Source organism: Rhizorhabdus sp. P4_G6, from assembly GCF_056401045.1.
Genome location: NZ_JBFUKC010000013.1, coordinates 38,372 through 60,728 on the forward strand (window position 1 = coordinate 38,372; position 22,357 = coordinate 60,728).

The window sequence follows — 22,357 nt, forward strand, 5'->3', positions numbered from 1 at the left end:
TCTAGGCGGTGCGACTTAAGTTGCCGTGCAAGCCGGTGGTTAACGCGGCCGAAAGCCGCGGATTTGCGCCGATCCGATGATTAATTACGGTTTCATAACGAGTTGGCGTCCGAGCTTGTTCAGGCCCGAGCCTGTTCAGGCCCGAGCTTGTTCAGGATAGTCGCCGGCATAGAAAAAGGGCGCGGAAGCCGAAGCCCCCACGCCCTCTTCTTGCCGGAGACGCCGCACGGCGCCCCGAGCTGATTTTAGCTGCCCTGGCGCGCCTTGAGCGCTTCGCCCAGGATGTCGCCGAGCGACGCACCCGAGTCGGACGAACCGTACTGCGCGACGGCCTGCTTCTCTTCGGCGATCTGCATCGCCTTGACCGAGAAGGTCGGCTTCTTCGAACGGTCGAAACCGCTCACCATCGCGTCAAACTTCTGGCCGACCTGGAAACGCTCCGGCCGTTGCTCGTCGCGGTCGCGGCCGAGGTCGCTGCGCTTGATGAAGCCAACCACGCCATCTTCGCCGGCCTGCACTTCGAGGCCGCCGTCGGTGATCGCCATGACGGTGACCGTGACGATCGCGCTCTTGCTGAGCTTGGCGCCGTCGCCGGCCGGCGCGGAGGAGACACCGCCACGCTCGAGCTGCTTGATGCCGAGCGAGATGCGCTCCTTCTCGGGATCGATGTCGAGCACGATCGCCTTGACGGTTTCGCCCTTGTGGTGAAGCGCCAGCGCTTCCTCACCCGAGACGCCCCAGGCGATGTCGGACATGTGGACCATGCCGTCGACATCATTGTCGAGCCCGATGAACAGGCCGAACTCGGTCGCGTTCTTTACTTCGCCCTCGACGGTCGAGCCCACCGGATGCGCTTCGGCGAAGCTCTCCCACGGGTTGTTGATCGCCTGCTTCAGGCCGAGCGAGATGCGGCGCTTGTCGGCGTCGACCTCGAGGATGACGACGTCGACTTCCTGGCTGGTCGAGACGATCTTGCCGGGGTGGACGTTCTTCTTGGTCCAGGACATCTCGGACACGTGGACGAGACCCTCGATCCCCGCTTCCAGCTCCACGAAGGCGCCATATTCGGTGATGTTGGTGACCCGGCCGGTGAACTTGCCGCCGATCGGATATTTCGCCGCGGCGCCTTCCCACGGATCATTCTCGAGCTGCTTCATGCCGAGCGAGATGCGCTGCGTGTCCTTGTTGATGCGGATGATCTGCACCTTCACGACATCGCCGATGTTGATCATCTCGTTCGGATGGCCAACGCGCTTGTAGCTGAGATCGGTGACATGGAGCAGGCCGTCGATGCCGCCCAGGTCGACGAACGCACCATAATCGGTGATGTTCTTGACGACACCCTCGATCACCTGGCCTTCGGCGAGCGACTGGATCAGGCCCGAGCGCTGCTCGGCGCGGGTCTCTTCGAGGACGGCGCGGCGCGACACGACGATGTTGCCGCGGCGGCGATCCATCTTGAGGATCTGGAAGGGCTGCGGGATGTCCATCAGCGGGGTGACATCGCGCACGGGACGGATGTCGACCTGCGATCCGGGCAGGAAGGCGACGGCGCCGTTGAGGTCGACCGTGAAGCCGCCCTTGACGCGGCCGAAGATCACGCCCTCGACGCGGCTGGTCGTGGAGAATTCGGCTTCGAGCTTGTCCCAGGCGGCTTCGCGGCGGGCGCGGTCGCGGCTGAGCATCGCTTCGCCATGGACGTTCTCGACGCGGTCGACATAGACCTCGACTTCATCGCCGACCTTGAGATCGGCTTTCTGGCCGGGAGCCGCGAACTCGCGGAGCGCCACGCGGCCTTCCGACTTGAGGCCGACGTCGATGACGGCCATGTCGTTTTCGATCGCGGTGACGGTGCCCTTGACGACGCGGCCTTCGAAGCCTTCGTTTTCGCCGCCAAGCGTTTGATTCAGGAGAGCCGCGAAGTCGTCGCGAGTCGGGTTTGCCGCAGTGGCCATAAAGTTAGAGTTCCTATTCGATAGTTTCCGGCCATCCGGTTGTCTCCGGAGGTCTTGGGGCCAGAACCGCCACAGGGGCCGAATGCCCCAATGGCATCCTTCGAACCATCGCGCTCGCGGCAGGCTACCCGACAAAGCAGAAAGGCGCGGCAAGAGATCGGCTATCCGCCGACCCCCTGACACGCCTGCTTCAGCGACCTCTTTTTAGCGGTCTGCCGTTCGGCCTTCCACAAGCGCAATCGCCCGTTGGACGGCCGCGTCTATACCCAAATCGCTGGTATCGAGCAAGTCGGCATCCGCGGCTTGCCGCAACGGTGCCGCGGACCGCCCCATGTCGCGCTCGTCGCGTGCGAGGATGTCGGCCATCACCGCATCGAAGCCGATCCCCGCGCCCATCGACTCGAGTTCGCGGTGGCGGCGCTCGGCGCGGACCCTGGCGCTGGCGGTCACGAACAGCTTGGCGTCGGCATCGGGCGCGATGACCGTGCCGATATCGCGGCCGTCCAGCACCGCGCCGCCCGGCTGGGCGGCGAAGCCGCGCTGGCGATCGAGCAGCGCCTCGCGGACCTGCGGATGGACCGACACCAGCGAGGCCGCCTTGCCCGCAGCCTCGGTCTTCAGCGCCGGATCGCCCATCAGCGCCGGATCGAAATCGCAGGCGCGCAGCGCATCCTGGGCGTCGGCGGGATCGCCCCCGGCGCGCATCACCGCCATGCCAACGGCGCGATACAACATGCCCGTATCGAGATGCGGCAGGCCGTAATGGCGGGCGAGCGCCCTGGCTATCGTGCCCTTGCCCGAGGCGGCCGGACCGTCGACCGCGACGATCATGCCGTCTCGACCCCCAGCGCGCGCATCAGCGCGGCGAAGCCGGGGAAGCTGGTCGCGACCGGCGACATGTCGTCGATGACGACGGGTGCCCGCGACACCAGCCCGGCGATCGCGAAGCTCATCGCGATGCGGTGATCGAGTCGCGCGGCGATGGTCGCGCCGCCGGGCAGCGGGTCGCCGCCGGTGCCGTCGATGACCAGCCCGTCCTCAAGCTCCTCGACTCGGGCGCCGATCGCGCGCAGCCCTTCGGCCATCACCGCGATCCGGTCCGACTCCTTGACCCGCAGCTCCTCGAGCCCGCGCGCGATCGTACGGCCCTCGGCCAGCGCCGCCGCGACGAACAGGATCGGATATTCGTCGACCATCGCCGCGACGGTCTCGATCGGCGTCTCCATGCCCCAAAGCGTCGAATGGCGCACGACGATGTCGGCGACCGGCTCGCCGCCGACCTCGCGCCGGTTGGTGAAGGCGATGTCACCGCCCATCATCCGCAGCACGTCGAACAGCGCCGCGCGGGTGGGATTGAGGCCGACATTGGTGACCGTCACCTCCGATCCGGGCACCAGCAGCGCCGCCACCACCGGGAAGGCCGCCGAGGACGGATCGCCGGGCACGACGATATGCTGCGGGCGAAGCTCGGCCTCGCCGCGAATCGAGATGATCCGGGTGGTGCCGTCCTGCTCCACCGAAAGCTCCGCGCCGAAACCCTGCAGCATCCGCTCGCTATGGTCGCGGGTCGGCACCGGCTCGATCACGCAGGTGACGCCCGGTGCGTTCAGGCCGGCGAGCAGCACCGCCGACTTCACCTGCGCCGAGGCGACCGGCAGGCGATATTCGATCGGCACAGCCGGACAGAGCCCGCGCAGCATCAGCGGCAACCGCCCGCCCGGCGAAGCGGTGATATCAGCACCCATCAGCGACAGCGGCTCGATCACCCGGTTCATCGGCCGCTTCGACAGCGAGGCGTCGCCGGTGAAGGTGGCGGTGATCGCATGGCTGGCAACCAGCCCCATCAGCAGCCGCGTCGAGGTGCCCGAATTGCCCATGTCGAGCGCGCTCTCGGGTTGGAGCAGCCCGCCGACGCCGACGCCGTGGATGCGCCAGCTGCCATCGGGCTCCTGCACGATATGCGCGCCCATGGCGCGCAGGGCGGCGGCCGTAGCCAGCACGTCTTCGCCGGTCAGCAGCCCTTCCACCCGGCTTTCGCCGACCGCCAGCGCCGACAGCATCAGGGCGCGGTGCGAGATCGACTTGTCGCCGGGAACGCCCACCACGCCCCGCAGCGGACCGGGCGCGGAAAAGCTTGCGGGTTTGGGGGCGGAGCCATGCATAGGGCGCGGCTTTTGACAGCGGCGTTCCGCTATGGCAAGGCGCGCGGCGTTTCGGCTGTCCGATGACTCGAACGGCGCTTAAGTTTTCCTCATTTTTCGACTGGAGTTTCTGTACCGTGGTGAAACCTGAATGGGGCACCAAGCGGACCTGCCCGAAATGCGGCACCCGCTTTTACGATCTCGAAAAGGACAATCCCGTGACCTGCATCGAGTGCGGTGCGGCCTGGGAGCCCGATCCCGTGCTGAAGTCCAAGCAGCCGCTGCCGTTCGACGCCCCGAAGAAGGAAGTCGAGGTCGAAACCGCCGATACCGACCTGTCCGAGGACGATCTGGACATCGACGAGGAAGCCGAGACCAACCCGGACGACGATGTCGACCTGGGCGGCGACGACGACATCGGCCTGAACACGGCCGACGACGACGACGAGAACTGAGGCCTGAGGCCGGAACGCCCCCGCGGGGACGTTCCGGCCCCTCATTTCACCGAAAAGCTGCGCCTCATGCTAAAAGGGCCCTTGCAGGTCCTGCCAAGCTGACATAAAGGGCGCGCTCCGCCGCCGGGCCCAACCGGCGTGGATCGACATGGCATGGGGCCGTAGCTCAGCTGGGAGAGCGCTGCGATGGCATTGCAGAGGTCTGGGGTTCGATCCCCCACGGCTCCACCATTTCATCCTTTCACGCATAGATCGCTCGGCCGGCCGTGCTGCCTCGTTCCATCCGCCAGTTGCGATCGATTCGCATCTATGCCGGGTGCATGGGGTTGTTCGCGCGTTTTTTTGAGTTTTCGCATTCGGACTGCACTTCCCGATACGATCGAGCACCACGCAACGGCCGGACATCCGCCGTTCGAACCGGCAGCAGCCCCCTATATCTGGTCATGAGAATGATCCGCTACGGCACACATAGTCCGCCCGCGCGTCGCTCGATCCCAGCAACTCAGATCCTACATGTAAAGTAGAACTCGCGGGCGATCGTCGCGATCGCCTGATATCCGTCGAGCATGGCGCTCAATTAGGAAATTGTCCCTGTAATTTCCCGGCCATTCTCATCCCGATCGGATTGAACAGCAGGAATCGACCCATTGCGGACGTCCCCAGCCAGTGGCTTCCGAGGGGATTATACTTGATCAATTCGCCATGTGGGTTCGCCGCTCACGGCTGCCGGGCGGGCCGTATCGAAGAACAACCGACGCATTTCTTGCAAGAGAGGCATGTCGCAGCACCTTCCGGACTTCTGAGTATATCGCCTCGGCGCTCTCGCCAAAGACGGTGACGGTAGCCGCGCCATCAGCAATGCTCACCTCTCGAACCTCGCCAATGTTGCCCAAAGCCCATTGCAAACGGTCGACGAAGTGCTGGAGTTCGTCGCTCGTTTTATATCTGTCGTCTATCGATGAGCCGTGCATTCTCAATATCACGGCCTCGTCATCGGCTATAGCAAGCGCACGGAACGCCTGCCGCTTTCTGACAAACCCTACATAGACCATGTAGCCGAACGTCCCGATCGGAATACCAAACCCGATGATGAACAGAGCAATCATGCGGCTCCGACTTCCCGGTTTGATGTGGCTCTCGCGGCAGCCAAATCGTCGGGGCAATCTAGCAACCAAAAGTCCGCTTTCCACTCCTTCTCGGTCATTCCCGTCCAGAACGGATCATGTGGCCCTTCCCCACCCAATAGCGGACGTTGCGTTGCTCTCCCTGCCCGCTCATATCGGTTAAGCCGCGCCCGATTGCGGTGAGGAGGCCCATATCAACCCGCTTAATCGATGCCGTGCCTATTCTTCGGCGGCTTTCCTGGCCGCTGCCTTAGGTTTCGCAACATTGAGTTCACCGGCGCTTGCCGCGCCAGGGGAGTGTATCGAGCCCCCCGCGAAAGCAGTCACCGTCCTTCCCGCCCCTTTGTCGGACTGGGGCATGCTTAGCTGCACGCCTTATGGATATGTGATTGCAGCCAGGGAGGGTTGGGTTTGGTCGCCACCGACCACCTATGCCCCCGTGTTTATCCCCGCCCAGATGGTGCGGAGTGATCCGGCGCTTCTCGGAAGCGCAGCCTATTTCACCAAGATTGATCTCTCGCCAGCCGGCGGTGCCGAGCTTGAAGCCGTGAAGGAGATTGCATTCGCCGGTATGGACGGCCCCCAAAATTTTACCGGCTATCGCCTCGACGTAAACTCGTATCTCGACAGGTCTCTCCGACTCTATTTCCTCGAGGACGGTCACTCGCGCTGGGGGATTTGGTGTCCTCACGATATATGCGATCGCTCCACACTGTTCATGATCATGGATATGTCGAAGCCTCCTGCCTGAGGTGAGGACTTTCAAGATGGCAGGAAGCGACCCATTGCTGCCATCCTGATTGCATGACAGGAAAGCAGGATGGACCGCATCGATCGCCCTGCAGTTGCGCAATGGATGCGCTGGGCCGGCATGACAGTAGCTTTCTTCGCCGTCAGCGGGCTCTCAACACGATCGATCTCGTCCGCGCTCATTGTCCTTTTCATTGGTGCGCTGGGTTGGGCTGTAGAGACGCGGACGGTGCGACCTGCGCGATCCTACTTCAGGCTCCTGTTGGCCTCTGCCATGCTCCTGCTTATCTTCCTGTCGGTTGCCGAAGCATGGGCGCTTGCGACGGTGACGTGGTTGTTCATGACTGGGCTGGGCCTCGTCTGGACCATCTATTATGAGCGGATCGAGCCCGTTCCGTAGATGGGCGAGCGACGTCTGCTGATCATTCCCGGGCATCATACTGCGAACCGGTCATTCAGATGATCGCGCCGCGAGATGCGTTAGCTTCTTGGGATTGCGCACGATATATATCGCCGCAACTCCTTCGCGATCCATGCATAACGACATCACCTGCTCCACGTCGTCGCCGAGGTAGGTTATCACACCAAGAGCGCCGTTGACCGTACGCGCGTCATGCCGCAGCGCCAATCCACGCCCAGCGAACTTTCGCTTCGTTCCGATGACGAAGCGGGCGATTCGATCGGCGCCGACGATCGCGTTCAGCGCCGTAAGCTTGATGCCGCCGCCGTCGGACAACAGCACCGCATCTTCTCGTAACAGCGTCATCAGTGCCGCGAGATCGTCATTCGAAACTGCGCTAGCGAAAGCCACCAGCAACGCCGTTTGTCGCTCCATCGGAATGGGTTTGGTGGGGCGCCGGGCCTTTACGGCCCGCCGTGCACGGGAAGCCAGCTGGCGACAAGCCGCTTCGCTCTTGCCCAGCACCGCCGCGACCTTCGCAAATTCCATATCGAAGATATCGTGTAGAAGGAAGGCGGCGCGTTCCATTGGGGACAATCGATCCAGCACGAGCATCAACGCGAACGAGAGATCCTCCGCCAGTTCCAGGGTCGTCTGCGGAGAAAGCGCCTCGACATCGAACACAGGCTCGGGCAACCACGGCCCGACGTAAGCTTCCCGCCGCACTTGCGCGCTCTTGAGGCGATCGATGCAGAGCCGCGTGACCGTGGTAACCAGATAGGCCTCGCGGTTTGCAATGTCCGTCGCGTCATGGAAGCGCAGATAGGCATCTTGCAAAACGTCTTCCGCTTCGGTGCGACTCCCCAGCATACGATAGGCGAGCCCCAGCAGCCTGCTTCGAAACGGGGCGATCGGATCTTTGATATCGTTCATGCTGCCGGGTTCACCGGTGTCACCAGCTCCGCTCCCACCTGAATCTGCCGACATGATTCTGCGAAACCCAGGCCCACCTTGATCATGGGATAGAGGCGGCTGCCTTGGGTTGTCAGCGTCAGGTCCACCACACCCTTGCCACCCCAACGCTGCCGAACCGCTTCGCGCACTTCCGCGAGATCAGCAGACTTGGACAAGACGGACCGCGCGAAGCGATGCGCCATGGCGACGTCCTGTGACATCTCCTCGATATCGCCGACAAGGATTGCTCGCAGAGTGGCATCGTCCATTCCCGCCGCATGCGCCTGATCGACCGCAATCTGAACACAGGGTCCGCAATCCTCGAAGCTAAAGCTGGTCAGGCGGGCGGCATGGCTAGCCATGATGGGAACCACCTCGCAGTGTCGCGCCAGCGCCGTTGCCTTGAGGAACTTGCCAAAGCCGCGAGGCGAGGCTGCCTGCAATTCTCGCAGATAGCTCATGTCGCTTTTGAGGTACCGCTCCATTGTATCGATCAGTCGCTTGGCGAAAAAGCCGATCATGCTGCTGCCTTTCCGCGCGGCCAAGCCAGCGCCATGCTCAGGAAAGCCGGAACAACGATGGCGACATCGACCCGGGCGTCACCGGAACGGCCCATCGTCAGGTGCGCAAGATGGAAAAGAGCGTGAAACATCACGAACCCCGAAGCACCGAACGCCGCTAACTGGAAACTGCGACGCCAGGCGGTGGCAAGAAACGCCAGACCGGCGGCCAGAAAGCCAAGGCCTACGTCGATTACCAAATGCGGATTGAATGGGCCGGTGGCCGACGCGCCCGGCGTGGTTGCGAACCATCGCGCCGGTGACGAAATCATAACCAGACCATTGATCGTATGGAACAGCCCCAATGCACCCGAAAGCAATCGAAACGACATCCTGTCCTCCTCCCTAGCGATATGTGGATACAAGACGAGGCAGGCGCATGAAGCGTGACAAAATCCTTTACATCGGCCGCCGCAGTACCCGAGATCCCGAGTGTCCGGCCTCACATGAATGAATTCAAAAGCAGACTGCCTCCTTCCCACCCGTTCCTGCCGTGGGTCCACCCGACAAGGGAATACCCCCTTCCTTGGCTTCATCGCTTCCTCATGTTAGCCTGGCTCATGGGGCTCGCGCTATTACGGGACGCCAAATGGTTCGGGCGCTCCCGGGCCGACGGTTACGCGAAGATATTCGTGTTGGCCTATGTGCCCAACCTCGTCCTGATCTTCATCATATCTTCCGGGGCCTGGATCATCCCCGGCGTGGAACGGGGCACGGACTTCTACAGCTTCTGGGCCGCGGCGAAGATCGCGGTCACGCAGGGTGCGGCGGCGGCCTATGATGGCGGCGCCCAGGCCCGGGTCCAGGGGCTGGGAAGCCATTATTATCCGTTCATGTATCCGCCGCAGTTCCTTGCGCTGATCTTTCCACTCGGCCTGATGGCCTATGCCTGGGCCTATCTTGCCTGGGCGGCCGGCAGCTTCGCGGCCTATGTGCTGACGGCCCGGAAGCTCGTCGCCGGCGCGCTGTGGCCTGTCCTCGCCTATCCGGCCGCCTTCATCAATCTCGCCGGCGGCCAGAGCGGGGCGCTCACCGCATCGCTCTTCTGTGGTGCCGCACTGACCCTGGGCTCGCGCCCCTTCCTTGCGGGGATGCTGCTCGGCGGCTTCATCATCAAGCCCCACCTCGCCCTGTTGTTTCCGGTGGCGATGGTCGCCGGGCGGCGGTGGAAGGTCATCGCGGGGGCGGTCACCTCGGCCGGCCTGCTGACACTCTTGTCGCTCCTGATGTTCGGCCCGGGTGCGTGGGACGCCTTCTTCTCCAACGCCGCTCTTGCCCGCACCGTGACGGAGGACACGTCAACGCTCTGGCCCAAGGTCATCAGCCTGTTCGGGCTGGTCAGGCTGATGGGGGGATCGGGCGCGGCCGGCTATGGGGCGCAGCTGATCGTCACGCTGGGCTGCGCCGCCATCGTCTATCGCGTGTGGCGCATCGCCGGGAACGGCAGCGGCCGCGGCGGCGGCGATGACATGGCAAGGATGTCGATTCTGGCCGTGTGCAGCGCACTCGCCACGCCCTATGCGCTGGATTACGACCTGGTGCTGCTGATCGTGCCGATATGCTGGCTGGCGGCGGCCGGATCGCGCGCTGGCTTCGCCCCCTGGTCCAAGGCCGTTCTGGCGACAGCCTATGTCCTGCCCTTCGTCTCCAGGGGCATGGCCGCCCTTGTCGGCATCACGCCCGCATGGTTCATATTGATCGCCTTTCTCGCCGTCCTGCTGAGGGCGATGGGCTCTACCGCCCGCGACCGCGCCGCCGCAGTCCCGCAACCATAGCGGAAGCTACCCGACGCTTGGGCTTGTGCCCGCCAGATGCGCGGTGGCGATCGCCGCCAGGCAGATCGGGACGGCGTAGGGAATCGGACCGCGGCGCTGCAGCGCGATCCAGCCGCCCTCGGCGACGGCCTGAACGGGAAGCATCCCGCGGACGATGAACAGGATGATCGCGGTCAGCCCGCCGATGATCCCGACCGCCGGCAGCCAGATCGCCAGCCCATGGAAATCGAACCACAAGGCGCCGGCCGCAAGCAACTTGGCGTCGCCTCCACCGATGACGCGCCGTGCGAACAGCAGCCCGCCGACCAGCAGCATCGCGGCAAAGCCCGCCAGATTTTGCCAGATGTGCCAGGTCACGCCGTTCAGCACCAGGTGCACGCCAAAGGCCCCGACGATGGCGAGCGGCAGCAGGTTGGATACCTGCAGGCGTTTCATATCATCCAGCGCAGCAGCGATCAGGAGAAGATCGAAGAGCAATATGCCGCTGTGCGCAATGGTCATTTCGCCAGGTCCTTTTCGGCTGTCTCCAGATTGGCGGCTGCCAGGCGGTAATAGGAAGCGTTCGCTTCGATGGCCCGGGCCAGCAGCGCGCGGGCGGCGGGCAGGTCTCCCTTCAGCCATGCCGCATAGCCGGCATTGTTGAGGCGGCGCGCGCTGTCATGATCGTCGCCGGTGGCGCCGACAGCCCCGGGATAATCTCCGCCGAGCGCCATCGCCATCTCGCAGTTGGTGCGGATCCGGGGGTTGTTCGGTTCCAACAGGCTGGCGTGCCGCAACAGGGCGGCCGCTTCGGCGAAGCGGCGCTGCAGCATCAGCGAATAGCCCTTGTTGTTCAGCAGGGCGGCATCGTCCGGCCGAAGCGCCAGCGCGCGGGCATAGGCGGCTTCGGCGTCGCTCCAGGCGCGGCCGGCGTCGGCGACGATGCCGAGGCCGTTCCACGCCTGCCAGCTCGCCGGATCCTGCGCGACCGCAGCCGCGAAATAGGCACGGGCGCGGGCGACCTGGTTGAGCCGCAGGGCGATGATGCCGGCGCCGGTGGCGGCGCGCGGCGAGGGGCCGAGGGCGAGCACATGATCGAACCGGTCGAGCGCCAAAATATCCTGGCCCTGCGCGAGATAATAGCGGCCCATGACCATGTCGACGCGCGGGTCCGACAGCGCAGCGAGGTTCGCCCGCGCGATCATCAACCGCGCCTGGGTGAGCCTTCCCGCATCGACCGCGGATTCGAGCGCATCCAGATCGACCGGCGCCTCGGCGCCTGCCGGCATGGCCGCCACCGACAACAGCACCGCCGCGCCGCCGCAGAGGATATGCCGGATCGAAGCCATCATGACATCTGCGCCGAGCGCAGGCGCTGGTCGAACGGCAGGGCGTTGCGCCCGACGAACAGGATCATGTGCGGCGCCGTCGGCATGACGACGAGCCGCGACGGGAAAGGCAGGGTCCGCGCCAGCGCGACCGCGGCGAGCCGATCCCGGGGGGCATGGAACATCACGCTCTCCATCGGCCGGGCGCGCGCATTGCCGATCGCGCCGCTGTTCCAGCCCTTGGCGCCCAGGAACCTGCTCATCCGACGCGCCAGCCCGCGCGTGCCGACGGCATTGAGCACCGTGACGGACACGGAGGGCGTCGCGGCCACCTTGACGGGCTTGGCCACCTTGGCCGCCAGCGGTTCCAATGCGATGTCGAGGGCGCCGTTGCGCGACCTGGCGAGAACCGGCCGATCGGCGATGGCGAGGCGTGGCGCGTCATCGGCATCGACGGCCTCCCAGCCGTTGCCGACCCCCTTGGTGATCAGCGCGATCTCACGCGTGGATATGCGCTCGAGACGCATGCCGGCGGCGAGCGCGGCGGTCGGGGAGGCGCTGGCCTGCGCGACCGGCGCCTTGCCCCGCGCCGCCAGCGACAGGGCAAGATTGTGCAGGATGTCGGCATCGCGGGGCGCCAGCGCCAGCGCCTGCTCATAATAGCCAAGGCTCAGATCGGTGCGGCCGATCCGGTCATAAGCGACCGCGAGGCCGTTATAGGCGGCCGCCGATTGCGGATCCACCCGGATCGCCTTGCGAAAGCCATCGACCGCCAGCGCAAAATTGCCGAGCGCAAGCTGGCGTTTCGCGCCGGCATAGACATCGCTTTGCTCGGTCGGAGCGGCGATCGAGGCCGGCCGCACCTCCAGCTTACCGAGCGAGCGACCTCCGCTCGCGCAGGAGCACAGGGCCAAGGTCGCCAATATCGTCGGGATACGCATCATCACCCCCCTAGCGCGGGCATCATCGTCCGCATTACCCTGATCACCGCCGGCAGCATGAGCACACCGATTATGGCGGGCAGCATGCAGGCCACGAGCGGGATCGACAGCAGCACCGGCAGGCGGTGCGCCTTTTCCTCGGCCCGCATCCGCCGACGCTCGCGCATCGAGGAGGCGTAGACGCGCAGCGCCTGGCCGATGCTCACGCCGAACCGGTCCGACTGGACGATCAGGCTCGCAAACGACCGGAATTCTTCGAGCCCGGTGCGTTCGGCCATGCGGTGCAGCGCCTGTTCGCGGCTACGGCCGGCGCGCAGTTCGAGCGACAGCCCCGCCAGCAGATCGGCGACCAGAGGATGCGAGCGCGTCATTTCCGAGCCGACTCGGTTGAACGCCGCCTCCAGCCCGAGGCCCGCCTCGACGCAGACCAGCATCAGATCGAGCGCATCGGGGAAGCCGTTCAATATGTCGCGCTGCCGGCGCGCAGCGCGCGACGCAATCCAGAGATTCGGGAAATAGAGCCCGGCGAGCCCAAGCCCCGCGCCGATCAGGTAGAGCTTGACCAGCGAGGGGGCATTGCCCGCCCCGTAGCTGAACAGGACGAAGGCTGTCGGCAGCGCGAGCGTCATGACGAGCCGGATCAGCGTGAACAGCCGCGGGGCCGCAGGGTGCATATAGCCCGCCGCGATCAACCGGTCGCGCAGGACCGCGCTGGTATCGGACAAGGACAGGCCGCGCTTCTCGATTGCCTTGATGAGCTGGAGCCAGGCCGTCTCCGCGCCGAGCGAGCGAAGCGACTGTCCGGAGACCGCGCCATGGTCGCCGGCTACCGCCAGCCGCTGCCTTACCGTCCGGCGATAGGCCAGCCCCGATGCGATCAGGAAGCAGGTAACCGCGACGCCGATGAAGACGAGCAGCAATATGGCGCCGCGCGAAAATCCTGCAAGTGCAATATCAAGGTCAATCATCGCATCAAACCTTCAAATCGACCATTCGGCGTATCGAATAGACCCCGATCGCATAAAGGCCGAGCAACACTCCAAACCCCGGGAAGAACACGGGATCATTGGCAACATCGAGATAGAATGCCGGATTGCTCAAGAATACGAGCGCGAAGGTCAACATCGGCAAGGCGGTGAGCATGATCCCACTGATCCGCCCCTCCGAGCTCAGCGCCCGGACCTTCAGCATCATGCTTGCGCGTTCGCGGATGACCGCGCTCAGATTATCCAATATTTCGGCCAGATTGCCGCCGGTCTCCCGTTGCACGGACACCGACACGACGAACATCTTCATATCGTCGACACCGCAGCGATCGGCCATGCCCTGCAGCGCGTCGCGCAATTCCGAGCCATAGGTGACCTCATCGACGACGATCCCGAATTCGCTGCCGATCGGATCGGCCATGTCGGTGGTGAGGAGCTCGAGCGCGGCGGCAATGGGGTGGCCTGCGCGCAGGCTGCGCACGAAGGTGTCGAGCGCTATCGAAAACTGCTCGGTGAGGCGCCGGCGCCGCTTTTCGCGCTTATGACTGATCGCCATCAACGGTAAACAGATGCCCAGCGATATGGCGAACAATGTGATCAGCAGCAGGCCACCCAGCGACATCGTCATATCCATGACGGCTGCAATGCTTGCCGAGACGACGAACAGCGCCCCCGCGATGCCGGCGAGCAACACCATCAGGTTGGCGGACGATATCGTCATCCCCGCTTCGACGATCATCCGATCGATGCGTTCGGCCACCGCGCCGAGCGGTCCCGACACCGGCAGCCTTGTCCGCACCTCGCGGCGGATACGGGTCATGACTTCGCGCTGGTCCAGGCCCCGCTGGATCAACTGCAGCCGTCGGTTGATCGCGCGGCCCTCCTTGCGCGAACCGTGCACCCAGCGGATCACGCCCTCGACGGCGAGCAGCGTCGCCGCGAAGATGAGGACGAGGACGAGCAGCCTGATCGAAGCCGGGGACATCAGCTTACCCTCTGGCCGAGGCGGAACAGATCGCTCGGAAGCTCGAGCCCCCGCAGGCTGAGATCCTCGATGAATTTCGGGCGGATTCCGGTCGCCTCGAAATGGCCGAGCACCGTCCCGTCGTCTTCCATGCCGGTTCGCTTGAAGCGAAAAATCTCCTGCATCGTGATGACGTCGCCTTCCATGCCCGCAATCTCGCCAAGGCTCACCAGCCGCCGCCGCCCGTCCGACATGCGTTCGACCTGGATGACGACATGAAGTGCGGAGGCGATCTGGCCGCGCGCCGATCGGCTCGATATATCGAGGCCGCTCATGCCGACCATCTGCTCGAGGCGGGACAGTGCGTCGCGCGCGGTATTGGCGTGGACGGTGGTCATCGATCCGTCATGACCCGTGTTCATCGCCTGCAGCATATCGATCGCCTCGCCGGCACGGACTTCGCCGACGATGATCCGGTCCGGCCGCATACGCAGCGCATTCTTCACGAGTTCGCGCTGGGCGACCTCGCCCCGGCCTTCGATGTTCGGCGGGCGGGTTTCGAGCCGCACGACATGCTGCTGCTGCATCTGGAGCTCCGCCGAATCCTCGATCGTGACGATCCGCTCGCGATCGTCGATCGCCGCCGACATCGCGTTCAGCAGGGTCGTCTTGCCCGAGCCGGTGCCACCCGAGATCAACACGTTGCGCCGTCCGGCGACAATCGCCGCCAGCACACCGGCGATGGGGGCCGAAAGGCTTCCCAGTTCGACCAGCTTGGCCATGTTGATCGGGGTCCTCGCGAATTTGCGGATCGACAACAGCGATCCGTCGACGGCGAGCGGCGGGACGATCGCGTTGACCCGCGACCCATCCGCGAGGCGCGCATCGACCATCGGCGAGGACTCGTCCACGCGCCGCCCGACCGCCGAAACGATGCGGGTGATGATGCGCTGGAGATGCTTCTCATCCTTGAAGCGCGCGCCGGTTTTCTCGAGCTGCCCGCGGCGCTCCACATAGACGTTGCGATGGGTATTGACGAGAATGTCGGTGATCGATGGATCCTTGAGCAATGGCTCGAGCGGGCCGAGCCCGAGCAGCTCGTCGAGCAGATCCATCGTGAGCTGCTTGCGCTCGATCGCGTTCAGCGCATATCGCTGCTCGGCCAGAAGCTCCTGGACGAGATCGCCGATCTCCGCCTGGATCTGCTCGCGTGTCGCCATTTCCAGCGCGGACAGATTGATCACATCCAGCAGCCGTTCGTGCAGCTCGACCTTGAGGGCCGTCTGCCGATCGTCCGGCACGTCTTCGGTCAGCAGCGCAACGGGTGCGAGCGGCCTCGTTCCGGCTTCGGCCGATCGCGTCGTCTTAAGATGCCACATCAGGATTGACTCCCCCCTGCAGATGTCTGGAAATCCCCTCGGCGAGGATGGCGAGATCACGGGTGACCCGGTTTCGGGCCTTGATCTCGGAGAAAAGCACCCCCTGATCGAGCGCCGCGCTCACCACGGCAAAATCATTCGCCACGGTGTAATCGATCGCGCGGCCGAGGACCTGGACGGCATCGTCGGTCTTGAGCGCCCTGAAGAGACCCTTTTCCAAACGGTTGAGCACGATCCGGACGTCGACATCGCCCGCCCCCTGCTGCGTCAGCAGATTGAGCTGGCGGCGCGCCTGGCGCAGGCTCGGGACGGTAAGCTCGGTGACCAGCAGGACGAGGTCCGAGCGCGCCGCGAGCGACAGCGACCAATTCGTCCAGTTGCTCGGCAGGTCGAGGAAGATCGTGGAATATTCGCGCGCGGCGATATCGACGAATTCGCAGATCTGATCGGTGTCGATCGTCTCCAGCGGCATCATGTCGTTCGGCGCGGCGATGATGTTGAGCCCGGACGCGTGGCGCACCGTCACGGCATTGAGCAGCGCCCCGTCCACCCGCGCGCCGGCGGCGATGATGTCCTGGAGCGTCAGCTTCGGACTTTCGCCAAGATAAATCGCTCCCTCGCCGAACTGGATGTCCAGATCGATGAAGCAGGCCGAGCGCCCGCTCTTGGCTTCCTGCTCGGCGAAGAGGCAGGCGGTCTGGGTTGCGATGGCCGTAGCCCCTACGCCGCCGACGCTCCCGATCACCGATACGGTCTTGCCGTCGCACTGCCTGGCGTCGCGCGCCGCATCCAGATCCTTTCGAAGCTGCGCGAAAAGTGCGGTCAGATCGTCGGCCGCGAGCGGCAGCGCGACCACATCCTTCACCCCTTCCCGCAGCAGCGTCCTGATCTGCGCGAGCGATGGCTCGCGGATCGCAGCGACCACCAATGGACGCCCGGGCAGCTGCGCCGCCGTGGCGAGCCGACCGACCGACGGCGTGCAATCAGGGTCGACTTCCAGCACGATCACCGCCACCTCGCCAAAGCGGTCGCGGTCGACAGGCGCCCGGACGTCGCCCGCCGCCAGCGCGATCGTGAAGCCGGCGATCTGCGGCTCGGGAAGAGCCGTTCTCTGCGCTTCCTCCGATGACAGCAGGATGATGGCCTTCTCGCCCGGCACGGTGCGAAGCCCAGGAGAAAATCTTCCGCCTTTCACGTCCATAATACCCACGCCAAATGCCCCTTCACTAATTCGAGGTGCTTCCGCTGCTGTCTTCCATCGTCAGTGCCGCGCTGAAATCCGGCAGGGTGAGCGATGCGAACATCGCTGCGAACCCCGGGGCAAACGTCATGTCGCGCAGTCGCACGGTGACCAGGGGTGAAATGTCCGGGCCGTTGGGATCGCCCGCGTAACCGAGCCCGACAGGCTGATATATGACCTGAACATTGGCGGGCTGGATTTCAGGCATGAACGCCTGCATGCGCTGCACGATGTTGTTGAACGCCGTCGCGTCATAGCCATAGCCGCTGCAACCGCCGCTCTGGCAGGTGATCTGGGTGCTGAAAGCGCAGGAGCCGGCGCTGCTCACCGGAATATTTGCTCCCTGCGCGCAATTATAGGGCGAACTCATGAAGTTGATGGCTGCCAGGCCGGACGGCACGAGATCGGTGACCACGGCGAAGCGGACGCCCATCTGCGTCGCCTTTTCGGCCCGGTTAAAGGTCCACATCAACGCGCCGGCATAGATGATGCCGATCAGGAACAGCAGCAGCAGCGGCAGGACCAGCGCGAATTCGGCGGCGGTCGCGGCGTTGGTCGACCGCGCGAACCGGGTGAGGAAGGCGTTCATATCCCCATCACCGCGCTTTCGGAGCTGGCGCTGAGCGCCAGTCCCGTCGTATCGAACCCCACCAGGCCGAACAGCGAAACATAGGGCACAGTGGCGCTGACCGTCACCACCGGCGCGCCCATCGCGACACCGTCATAGATGCCCTTATACGTGCCGCTGGTGTCGCAGGCGACGCTGACCGTGACGGTGGCCGGGCTGGTCCAGTAGCCCAGCCGGGGTGTCGTCCCGCCGAGCACGCCTGTCCGCGTAATGTCGCGGATGGCCTGTTGAGCGCCCGCCGAGGCCGTCGCGCAGGTGAAATCCGCGAAATTGAGACGGCCCGCGAAGCGCGCGCCGTCCCGAACCGCCTTCACCACGACATGCTCGTCGAGAAAATAGCGGGCCAGCTCGAAGCTGCCGAACATCAATATCATCAGCAGCGGCGTGACGAGCGCCATCTCGGCAGCCGCCACTCCGCGCCGATCGGTCCAGAAGCGGGAAAGGAAGCGGGGAGCGCCCATCATTCACTCCACCAGATAGGGCTTGTCGCGGCTGACGAACTGGGGCTGGTTATCGCCGCCGGTGGTCGTCTTGCCGACAACCTCGATATAGACTTGGTCCGTCGAGGTGCGGGTGCGCGCTATCGACGGTTCGACAAGGAAAACCTCGATCCAATCCTTGACCTTTACGTCCTTCGACGCGCCGTTGACGCCTTCGGCCTTGCAGTTGATGACGGCCACGGCAGCCCTGCGGCGGTCGGCATATGCGGGCGGACCGACGCCGCCGGCCGGGTCACAGACCGGAGCCTTGTACGAGGCAAGCGCCCCGACGGCCCGCTTGGCAAGATGCCCGCTCGAAATTTCCCAGTCATAGGTTTCGGCTCGGGTCGGATTGGTCATGCCCGTCGCTGCCTGCCACGCAGCCCTGGTGGCATAGCCGTGATTGACCTTGAAATAGATATCCCGGTCCCAGTTGCCGTCACCGATGACGCCCTGGGGGCAATCGCCATTGGCGCTCACCGCATGGCAGATGTCCCGCGGATGCCCCATTGTCGTGACGGTTGTGTCCTTGCGGGTGATCGGATCCGGCAGATAACGCTGCGATGAATCGACTTCCCGCCAGCCCGAGCCGGACAGGTTGCAGCTGTTGTTGCTGGCCGGAGCGTCAGGCCGGACGAGATCCTTCACCGTGTTCAGGGCCGGAGGACAGCCGGCCGGGCCGCAATTTCTCGCCCAGCCATTTTCGTAGATGTCGAAGCGCGTGTTGATGGCGTCCGAAACCGAGCTCATGTCGCCCGGCGCGGTATTGACACCCGTTCCCTTCACGCAGTCGAACGACGTATCGACATGTCCGAACACGTCGCGCAGATTGTTCGCGCTCGGGCTTGCGCCGACCTCCAGGAATCCGAAGTTCCCCGGGGCCCAGGCGCCCCCCCCGCCGGATTTCGCCACTATCCCCTTTCCAACATAGTCATCGACGTTGAAATCGGTGTTGAGGGCCGTTTCCGCGGGATTGCACATCATCAGCGGCGGCACCTTGCAGATCGCCGATTCCAGGCCCGCGACCGCCGTGGCGTTGATGCTGCCGGAATTGAGCGCGCCCACAATTGGGGTAAGCGCATAGACCGCCTGTCGCGCGTCGACGGTCACGCTCACGAAGCGGGCGTCGGTACTGCTCGCTGCGGGCGTGAAGGTCGTTTCATTCGTGTAGGATTGATAGAAACGGATCTTGCCGGTTGCGTCGCAGGCGGGCTCAGCGGTGATGGTGACGGCCGGCCCCTTCGCGTCATTGGCAAAGCGCGTGTCATTGGCGACGAACGAGACGGCCGCGGCGCTCGCACGGCCGCACTGGTCCGGCGCGCCATCCAGCTGCGTCGCCGCCGCCAGCGCGGCCTGGTCCGCCGCGCCCTGAAGCTCGCTGTCCATCGTGGCGAGCCGCGCATAGTCGAAGGCGAGGCCGCCAGCCGCGATCAGGGCGGTCATCGACAGGGCGATGGTCGGCGCGACCGCGCCGCTCGTCTCCATCGCCCACCGCTTGCATCTACGCAGCACCATCGTACTTGCTCCTTTGAGCCGTTTCTCAGCGGGTGCTGCCTCCGGCGGACCCGACGCTGGACGTCTTGACCGACACAAGCTCTTTCACCTTGCCTTCGCGGTAGCGCTGGACGGCGGCCGCGGCGCGCTGGCCATCACCACCTTCCACAAGCTCGGTCGTCGCCACGGGATCGGGATTGATGACCTGGGCGACCTTGTAGCGATGGACGGACTCGCCAAAGCCGGGGTCGACGGGTGCACAGCCTGTGGCGATCAGCCCGGCGGTGGCGATGAGGAAAAGGGTCGCGCGCATGGTGATCACCTCACAATATATCCGGTTTCGCCGTCGATTCCGGTCTGCTTCTGGTCGGGTGCAGCCGGCTTGGGCGCGGCCTGGGCCGACGAGGCAAGCGGGTTGTTCTTCATCGCGCTGTCGGTGCGCCCGGCGAGGAACAGCTCCAGCTCATGCGGCTCGCCCACCCTCTCGGTTGGTAGCGACGCCACCTGATCGCCCGACATCGGTCTCACCAGCCGGGGCGTGACGATGATCACCAGCTCGGTTTCCTCCTTCTGGAAGCCGGTCGAGCGGAACAGCGCGCCGATGATCGGGATCGACCCGAGTACCGGGAATTGCCGCACGGTATCCTGGAAATCCTTGCGCAGCAGCCCGGCGATCGCGAAGGACTGTCCGTCGCGCAGCTCGAGCGTGGTCTTCGCGCGCCGCGTCTGCAGGCCGGGGATCAGCAAGCCGTCGAGGTTGATCGAGGCCGACGGATCGATCGAGCTGACCTCGGGCGCCACCAGAAGATTGATGATGCCGTCTTCCAGCACGGTGGGGGTGAAGGCGAGGCTGACCCCGAACGGCTTGAACTCGATCGTGATCGTCCGGCCGCCGTTCCCGTTTTCACCGTTCTGCGCCACCGGGATCGGGAATTCGCCGCCCGCGAGGAAGGATGCCGTGTCGCCCGAAAGCGCGATCAGGTTTGGCTCGGCCAGGGTCCTGACGACGCCTTTCTCCTCGAGCGCATCAAGCACGCCGGTGATATCGAGCGAACCGATGCTGAACTTGCCGGCGACGATGCCGAAGGTGTCGAGGATATGGCCGAGATCGACTGTCGGACGGCCATTGGCGTCGGTGAGCAGGCTGGTGGAAACCGCGCTGCCGCCCGTGCCGCCGAGGAACTTGCCGTTGTTGCTGCGGAATGCCGAGTTGAGACCGATCTGCTTTGCGGCCGATCGCTTCATCTCGGAAAAGCGCACTTCCAGCATCACCTGCTGCGATGCGCCGACGGCCAGCATGTTGACGACCTTGTCGGGCGCATAGGTCGCCGCGATCCGGTTCGCGCGATCCGCAGCGGCCGCCGAGGTGACGACCCCGGACAGCACCACCGCGTCGTTGGAAACGCGCGCACCGATCGTCTCGCGGGGCATCAGCTCCGATAGCTGGCGGCGCAGGCCGATCACGTCCGGGCCGACGACGATGTCGACCACCGCGATCAGCGTCTTGTTGCGATCGTAGATCGACAGGCTGGTCGTGCCGAGCTTCTTGCCCAGGACGTAGAGCGACCGGTTGGTGAGCGGCAGCACATCGGCGATCTCCGGATTGCCGATCAGCGCCTGGACATAGGGCTGGTCGATGCGGAGGACCTGGCTCTTGTTGACCGGCACGTCGAGCTGGCCACCGTGCAGATCAGCGCTGCTCATGATCGACGCCGCCGGCGGCACCGCCGCCATGCCGGGGGCCGTGATGGCTGCTCCCGCCAGCGTCGCGAGCAGCAAATTGCGAATGCGCGTGCTCATTGTACGTCCCCCTTGTCGTTATATCCAACCTTGATGTCTGAGCCGGTGTAGCCGGCGACGTGATAGCTGCTCGACTGGAAGCCCCGCACGATCTCCACCGCGTTCCCGGCCGGCTTGCGCGCGGCAGCGCGGACGACCCGGCGGGTGCGATTATGGGCGACCGGCAGGGCCTTCGGACCCGGTTCGGCACCGGCGCGCAGATCGTTCAGGCTGACCGTCGTGACCGGTGCTTGCGTGCTGTCGCCGATCTTGCGCAGCACCAGGCTGAGCGTGCCGACATTCTGGGCCAGCGCGAGCTTTTGCGCCTCGACCTGGGTCACCTCGAGCGTCGCGGACTTGCCGACAGTGGGTTTTTCGCTGGTGCCATTGGCGTCCTGGTCGATTCCGATCACGCGGATATTCTGGAGGAGCACATCGGTGATCTGCCGTTCCTGATCGGCCTTGCCGACCTGGCGGGTGACCAGCACGTCGACCATGTCGCCGGGGAGCGCGAAGCCGCCCACGCCCGACACGTCATTGGTGCGCACCGTGGCGGCGCGCTTGTCCGGCGCGATCAACCCGGAGATGGTAGCACGGCCGCCGACGCCAGAAAGCTTGGCCGCCAGGACCGGTTCGTTGATCTCCATCGGTCGCAACACGATGCGCGGATCGGCCGCATTGGCGGCGTCCGCGATGTTGAGGAAGGCGCCCGGCGGCACCGAGTTGGATGGCCAATCGACCATTCGGATATTGTCGGCCGTGACCTTCGTGCCGAATGCCAGCGGCATCCGCGCGACGGCGAGTTGCACCGACCTTGGCTTGTTGGCCATGTCGGGCGCCGCTCCGCTGCCGAGAAACATGTTCGCGAGGAAAACGGCCATCAGGCCGATCAGGATCGCGACGCCCAGAATGATAAACGATTGTACACGCGGCATGACTCGTCCTCCCCCGTGAAGATATCTCCAAATCAATCGGCAGATGGATCGGAGACATTCTTCCCAGTTCTCACAAGCTGGCCAGGTTGACCCGGCCAGCTTGTGAGATAT

Annotated in this window: 24 protein-coding genes and 1 tRNA gene; 5 read left to right on the plus strand and 20 right to left on the minus strand. The window is 64.7% G+C overall.

The window, feature by feature from the left end; all coding sequences use genetic code 11:
- Positions 1–245 precede the first annotated feature (245 nt).
- The 3 genes from rpsA to aroA all read right to left on the minus strand — a co-directional run bounded on the left by rpsA (position 246) and on the right by aroA (position 4,117).
- Positions 246–1,955, minus strand: a complete 1,710-nt coding sequence (gene rpsA / locus AC1DPF_RS13825; RefSeq protein ID WP_477872417.1) for a 30S ribosomal protein S1 — start codon at positions 1,953–1,955, stop codon at positions 246–248.
- Positions 1,956–2,159: 204 nt separating this feature from the next.
- On the minus strand, positions 2,160–2,786 hold the full coding sequence (locus AC1DPF_RS13830; RefSeq protein ID WP_477872415.1) for a (d)CMP kinase: 627 nt from the start codon (positions 2,784–2,786) through the stop codon (positions 2,160–2,162).
- On the minus strand, positions 2,783–4,117 hold the full coding sequence (gene aroA, locus AC1DPF_RS13835) for a 3-phosphoshikimate 1-carboxyvinyltransferase (protein WP_477961931.1): 1,335 nt from the start codon (positions 4,115–4,117) through the stop codon (positions 2,783–2,785). Before aroA ends, AC1DPF_RS13830 begins: the two co-directional genes overlap by 4 nt.
- 116 nt (positions 4,118–4,233) lie before the next feature.
- Between aroA and AC1DPF_RS13840 the strand changes: the two genes are divergently transcribed.
- Both AC1DPF_RS13840 and AC1DPF_RS13845 read left to right on the plus strand, forming a co-directional pair.
- Positions 4,234–4,551, plus strand: coding sequence for a TIGR02300 family protein (locus tag AC1DPF_RS13840; protein WP_477872411.1), 318 nt, complete (start codon positions 4,234–4,236; stop codon positions 4,549–4,551).
- A gap of 155 nt (positions 4,552–4,706) precedes the next feature.
- A tRNA-Ala gene (locus tag AC1DPF_RS13845) sits at positions 4,707–4,782 on the plus strand.
- A 461-nt stretch (positions 4,783–5,243) separates the two neighbouring features.
- On the opposite strand, the gene AC1DPF_RS13850 is transcribed toward AC1DPF_RS13845, so the two are convergent.
- Positions 5,244–5,657, minus strand: coding sequence for a hypothetical protein (locus tag AC1DPF_RS13850; protein ID WP_477872409.1), 414 nt, complete (start codon positions 5,655–5,657; stop codon positions 5,244–5,246).
- Between the two features lie 457 nt (positions 5,658–6,114).
- Here AC1DPF_RS13850 and AC1DPF_RS13855 point away from each other — a divergent pair, with 457 nt between their 5' ends.
- A complete protein-coding gene (locus tag AC1DPF_RS13855) occupies positions 6,115–6,426 on the plus strand; it encodes a hypothetical protein (protein ID WP_477961932.1) in 312 nt (103 codons plus the stop codon).
- Positions 6,427–6,495: 69 nt separating this feature from the next.
- Positions 6,496–6,825 carry a hypothetical protein gene (locus tag AC1DPF_RS13860; RefSeq protein WP_477961934.1) on the plus strand — a complete coding sequence of 110 codons (330 nt, stop codon included), beginning with the start codon at positions 6,496–6,498 and terminating at the stop codon, positions 6,823–6,825.
- Between the two features lie 51 nt (positions 6,826–6,876).
- Here the strand turns inward: AC1DPF_RS13860 and sigJ are convergent, their stop codons facing one another.
- From sigJ to AC1DPF_RS13875, 3 genes are read right to left on the minus strand one after another with little or no spacing between them, the layout of a single operon-like run.
- Positions 6,877–7,758, minus strand: coding sequence for an RNA polymerase sigma factor SigJ (gene sigJ, locus AC1DPF_RS13865; protein ID WP_477961936.1), 882 nt, complete (start codon positions 7,756–7,758; stop codon positions 6,877–6,879).
- Positions 7,755–8,300, minus strand: a complete 546-nt coding sequence (locus AC1DPF_RS13870; protein WP_477961939.1) for a hypothetical protein — start codon at positions 8,298–8,300, stop codon at positions 7,755–7,757. The genes sigJ and AC1DPF_RS13870 overlap by 4 nt, the downstream gene beginning before the upstream one ends.
- Positions 8,297–8,671: a hypothetical protein gene (locus AC1DPF_RS13875; RefSeq protein WP_477961941.1), complete on the minus strand. Its 375-nt coding sequence runs from the start codon at positions 8,669–8,671 to the stop codon at positions 8,297–8,299. The genes AC1DPF_RS13870 and AC1DPF_RS13875 overlap by 4 nt, the downstream gene beginning before the upstream one ends.
- Before the next feature lie 213 nt (positions 8,672–8,884).
- Here AC1DPF_RS13875 and AC1DPF_RS13880 point away from each other — a divergent pair, with 213 nt between their 5' ends.
- Positions 8,885–10,114, plus strand: coding sequence for a glycosyltransferase family 87 protein (locus AC1DPF_RS13880; protein ID WP_477961943.1), 1,230 nt, complete (start codon positions 8,885–8,887; stop codon positions 10,112–10,114).
- 6 nt (positions 10,115–10,120) lie between these two features.
- Here AC1DPF_RS13880 and AC1DPF_RS13885 read toward each other — a convergent pair whose 3' ends face one another.
- From AC1DPF_RS13885 to cpaB, 13 genes are read right to left on the minus strand one after another with little or no spacing between them, the layout of a single operon-like run.
- Positions 10,121–10,615, minus strand: coding sequence for an A24 family peptidase (locus tag AC1DPF_RS13885; RefSeq protein WP_477872397.1), 495 nt, complete (start codon positions 10,613–10,615; stop codon positions 10,121–10,123).
- Positions 10,612–11,445 (minus strand): tetratricopeptide repeat protein, encoded by an 834-nt coding sequence (locus AC1DPF_RS13890; protein ID WP_477961945.1) that lies wholly within the window; start codon positions 11,443–11,445, stop codon positions 10,612–10,614. The genes AC1DPF_RS13885 and AC1DPF_RS13890 overlap by 4 nt, the downstream gene beginning before the upstream one ends.
- Positions 11,442–12,365 (minus strand): LytR C-terminal domain-containing protein, encoded by a 924-nt coding sequence (locus AC1DPF_RS13895; protein WP_477961947.1) that lies wholly within the window; start codon positions 12,363–12,365, stop codon positions 11,442–11,444. The genes AC1DPF_RS13890 and AC1DPF_RS13895 overlap by 4 nt, the downstream gene beginning before the upstream one ends.
- Positions 12,365–13,330: a type II secretion system F family protein gene (locus tag AC1DPF_RS13900; RefSeq protein ID WP_477872391.1), complete on the minus strand. Its 966-nt coding sequence runs from the start codon at positions 13,328–13,330 to the stop codon at positions 12,365–12,367. Before AC1DPF_RS13900 ends, AC1DPF_RS13895 begins: the two co-directional genes overlap by 1 nt.
- Positions 13,331–13,334: 4 nt before the next feature.
- Entirely contained in the window at positions 13,335–14,333 is a 999-nt protein-coding gene (locus AC1DPF_RS13905) for a type II secretion system F family protein (protein ID WP_477872389.1), read from the minus strand.
- Positions 14,333–15,691: a CpaF family protein gene (locus AC1DPF_RS13910; protein WP_477961949.1), complete on the minus strand. Its 1,359-nt coding sequence runs from the start codon at positions 15,689–15,691 to the stop codon at positions 14,333–14,335. Before AC1DPF_RS13910 ends, AC1DPF_RS13905 begins: the two co-directional genes overlap by 1 nt.
- Positions 15,678–16,892, minus strand: coding sequence for a CpaE/TadZ family protein (locus AC1DPF_RS13915; protein ID WP_477961951.1), 1,215 nt, complete (start codon positions 16,890–16,892; stop codon positions 15,678–15,680). The genes AC1DPF_RS13910 and AC1DPF_RS13915 overlap by 14 nt, the downstream gene beginning before the upstream one ends.
- A gap of 25 nt (positions 16,893–16,917) precedes the next feature.
- Positions 16,918–17,520: a TadE/TadG family type IV pilus assembly protein gene (locus tag AC1DPF_RS13920; RefSeq protein ID WP_477872383.1), complete on the minus strand. Its 603-nt coding sequence runs from the start codon at positions 17,518–17,520 to the stop codon at positions 16,918–16,920.
- Positions 17,517–18,023, minus strand: coding sequence for a TadE/TadG family type IV pilus assembly protein (locus AC1DPF_RS13925; protein ID WP_477961953.1), 507 nt, complete (start codon positions 18,021–18,023; stop codon positions 17,517–17,519). Before AC1DPF_RS13925 ends, AC1DPF_RS13920 begins: the two co-directional genes overlap by 4 nt.
- On the minus strand, positions 18,024–19,553 hold the full coding sequence (locus tag AC1DPF_RS13930; protein ID WP_477961955.1) for a pilus assembly protein TadG-related protein: 1,530 nt from the start codon (positions 19,551–19,553) through the stop codon (positions 18,024–18,026).
- Between the two features lie 25 nt (positions 19,554–19,578).
- Positions 19,579–19,845, minus strand: coding sequence for a hypothetical protein (locus tag AC1DPF_RS13935; RefSeq protein WP_477872377.1), 267 nt, complete (start codon positions 19,843–19,845; stop codon positions 19,579–19,581).
- A gap of 5 nt (positions 19,846–19,850) precedes the next feature.
- Positions 19,851–21,332, minus strand: coding sequence for a type II and III secretion system protein family protein (locus AC1DPF_RS13940; RefSeq protein WP_477961957.1), 1,482 nt, complete (start codon positions 21,330–21,332; stop codon positions 19,851–19,853).
- On the minus strand, positions 21,329–22,246 hold the full coding sequence (gene cpaB, locus AC1DPF_RS13945; RefSeq protein WP_477872373.1) for a Flp pilus assembly protein CpaB: 918 nt from the start codon (positions 22,244–22,246) through the stop codon (positions 21,329–21,331). The genes AC1DPF_RS13940 and cpaB overlap by 4 nt, the downstream gene beginning before the upstream one ends.
- Between the last annotated feature and the right edge of the window lie 111 nt (positions 22,247–22,357).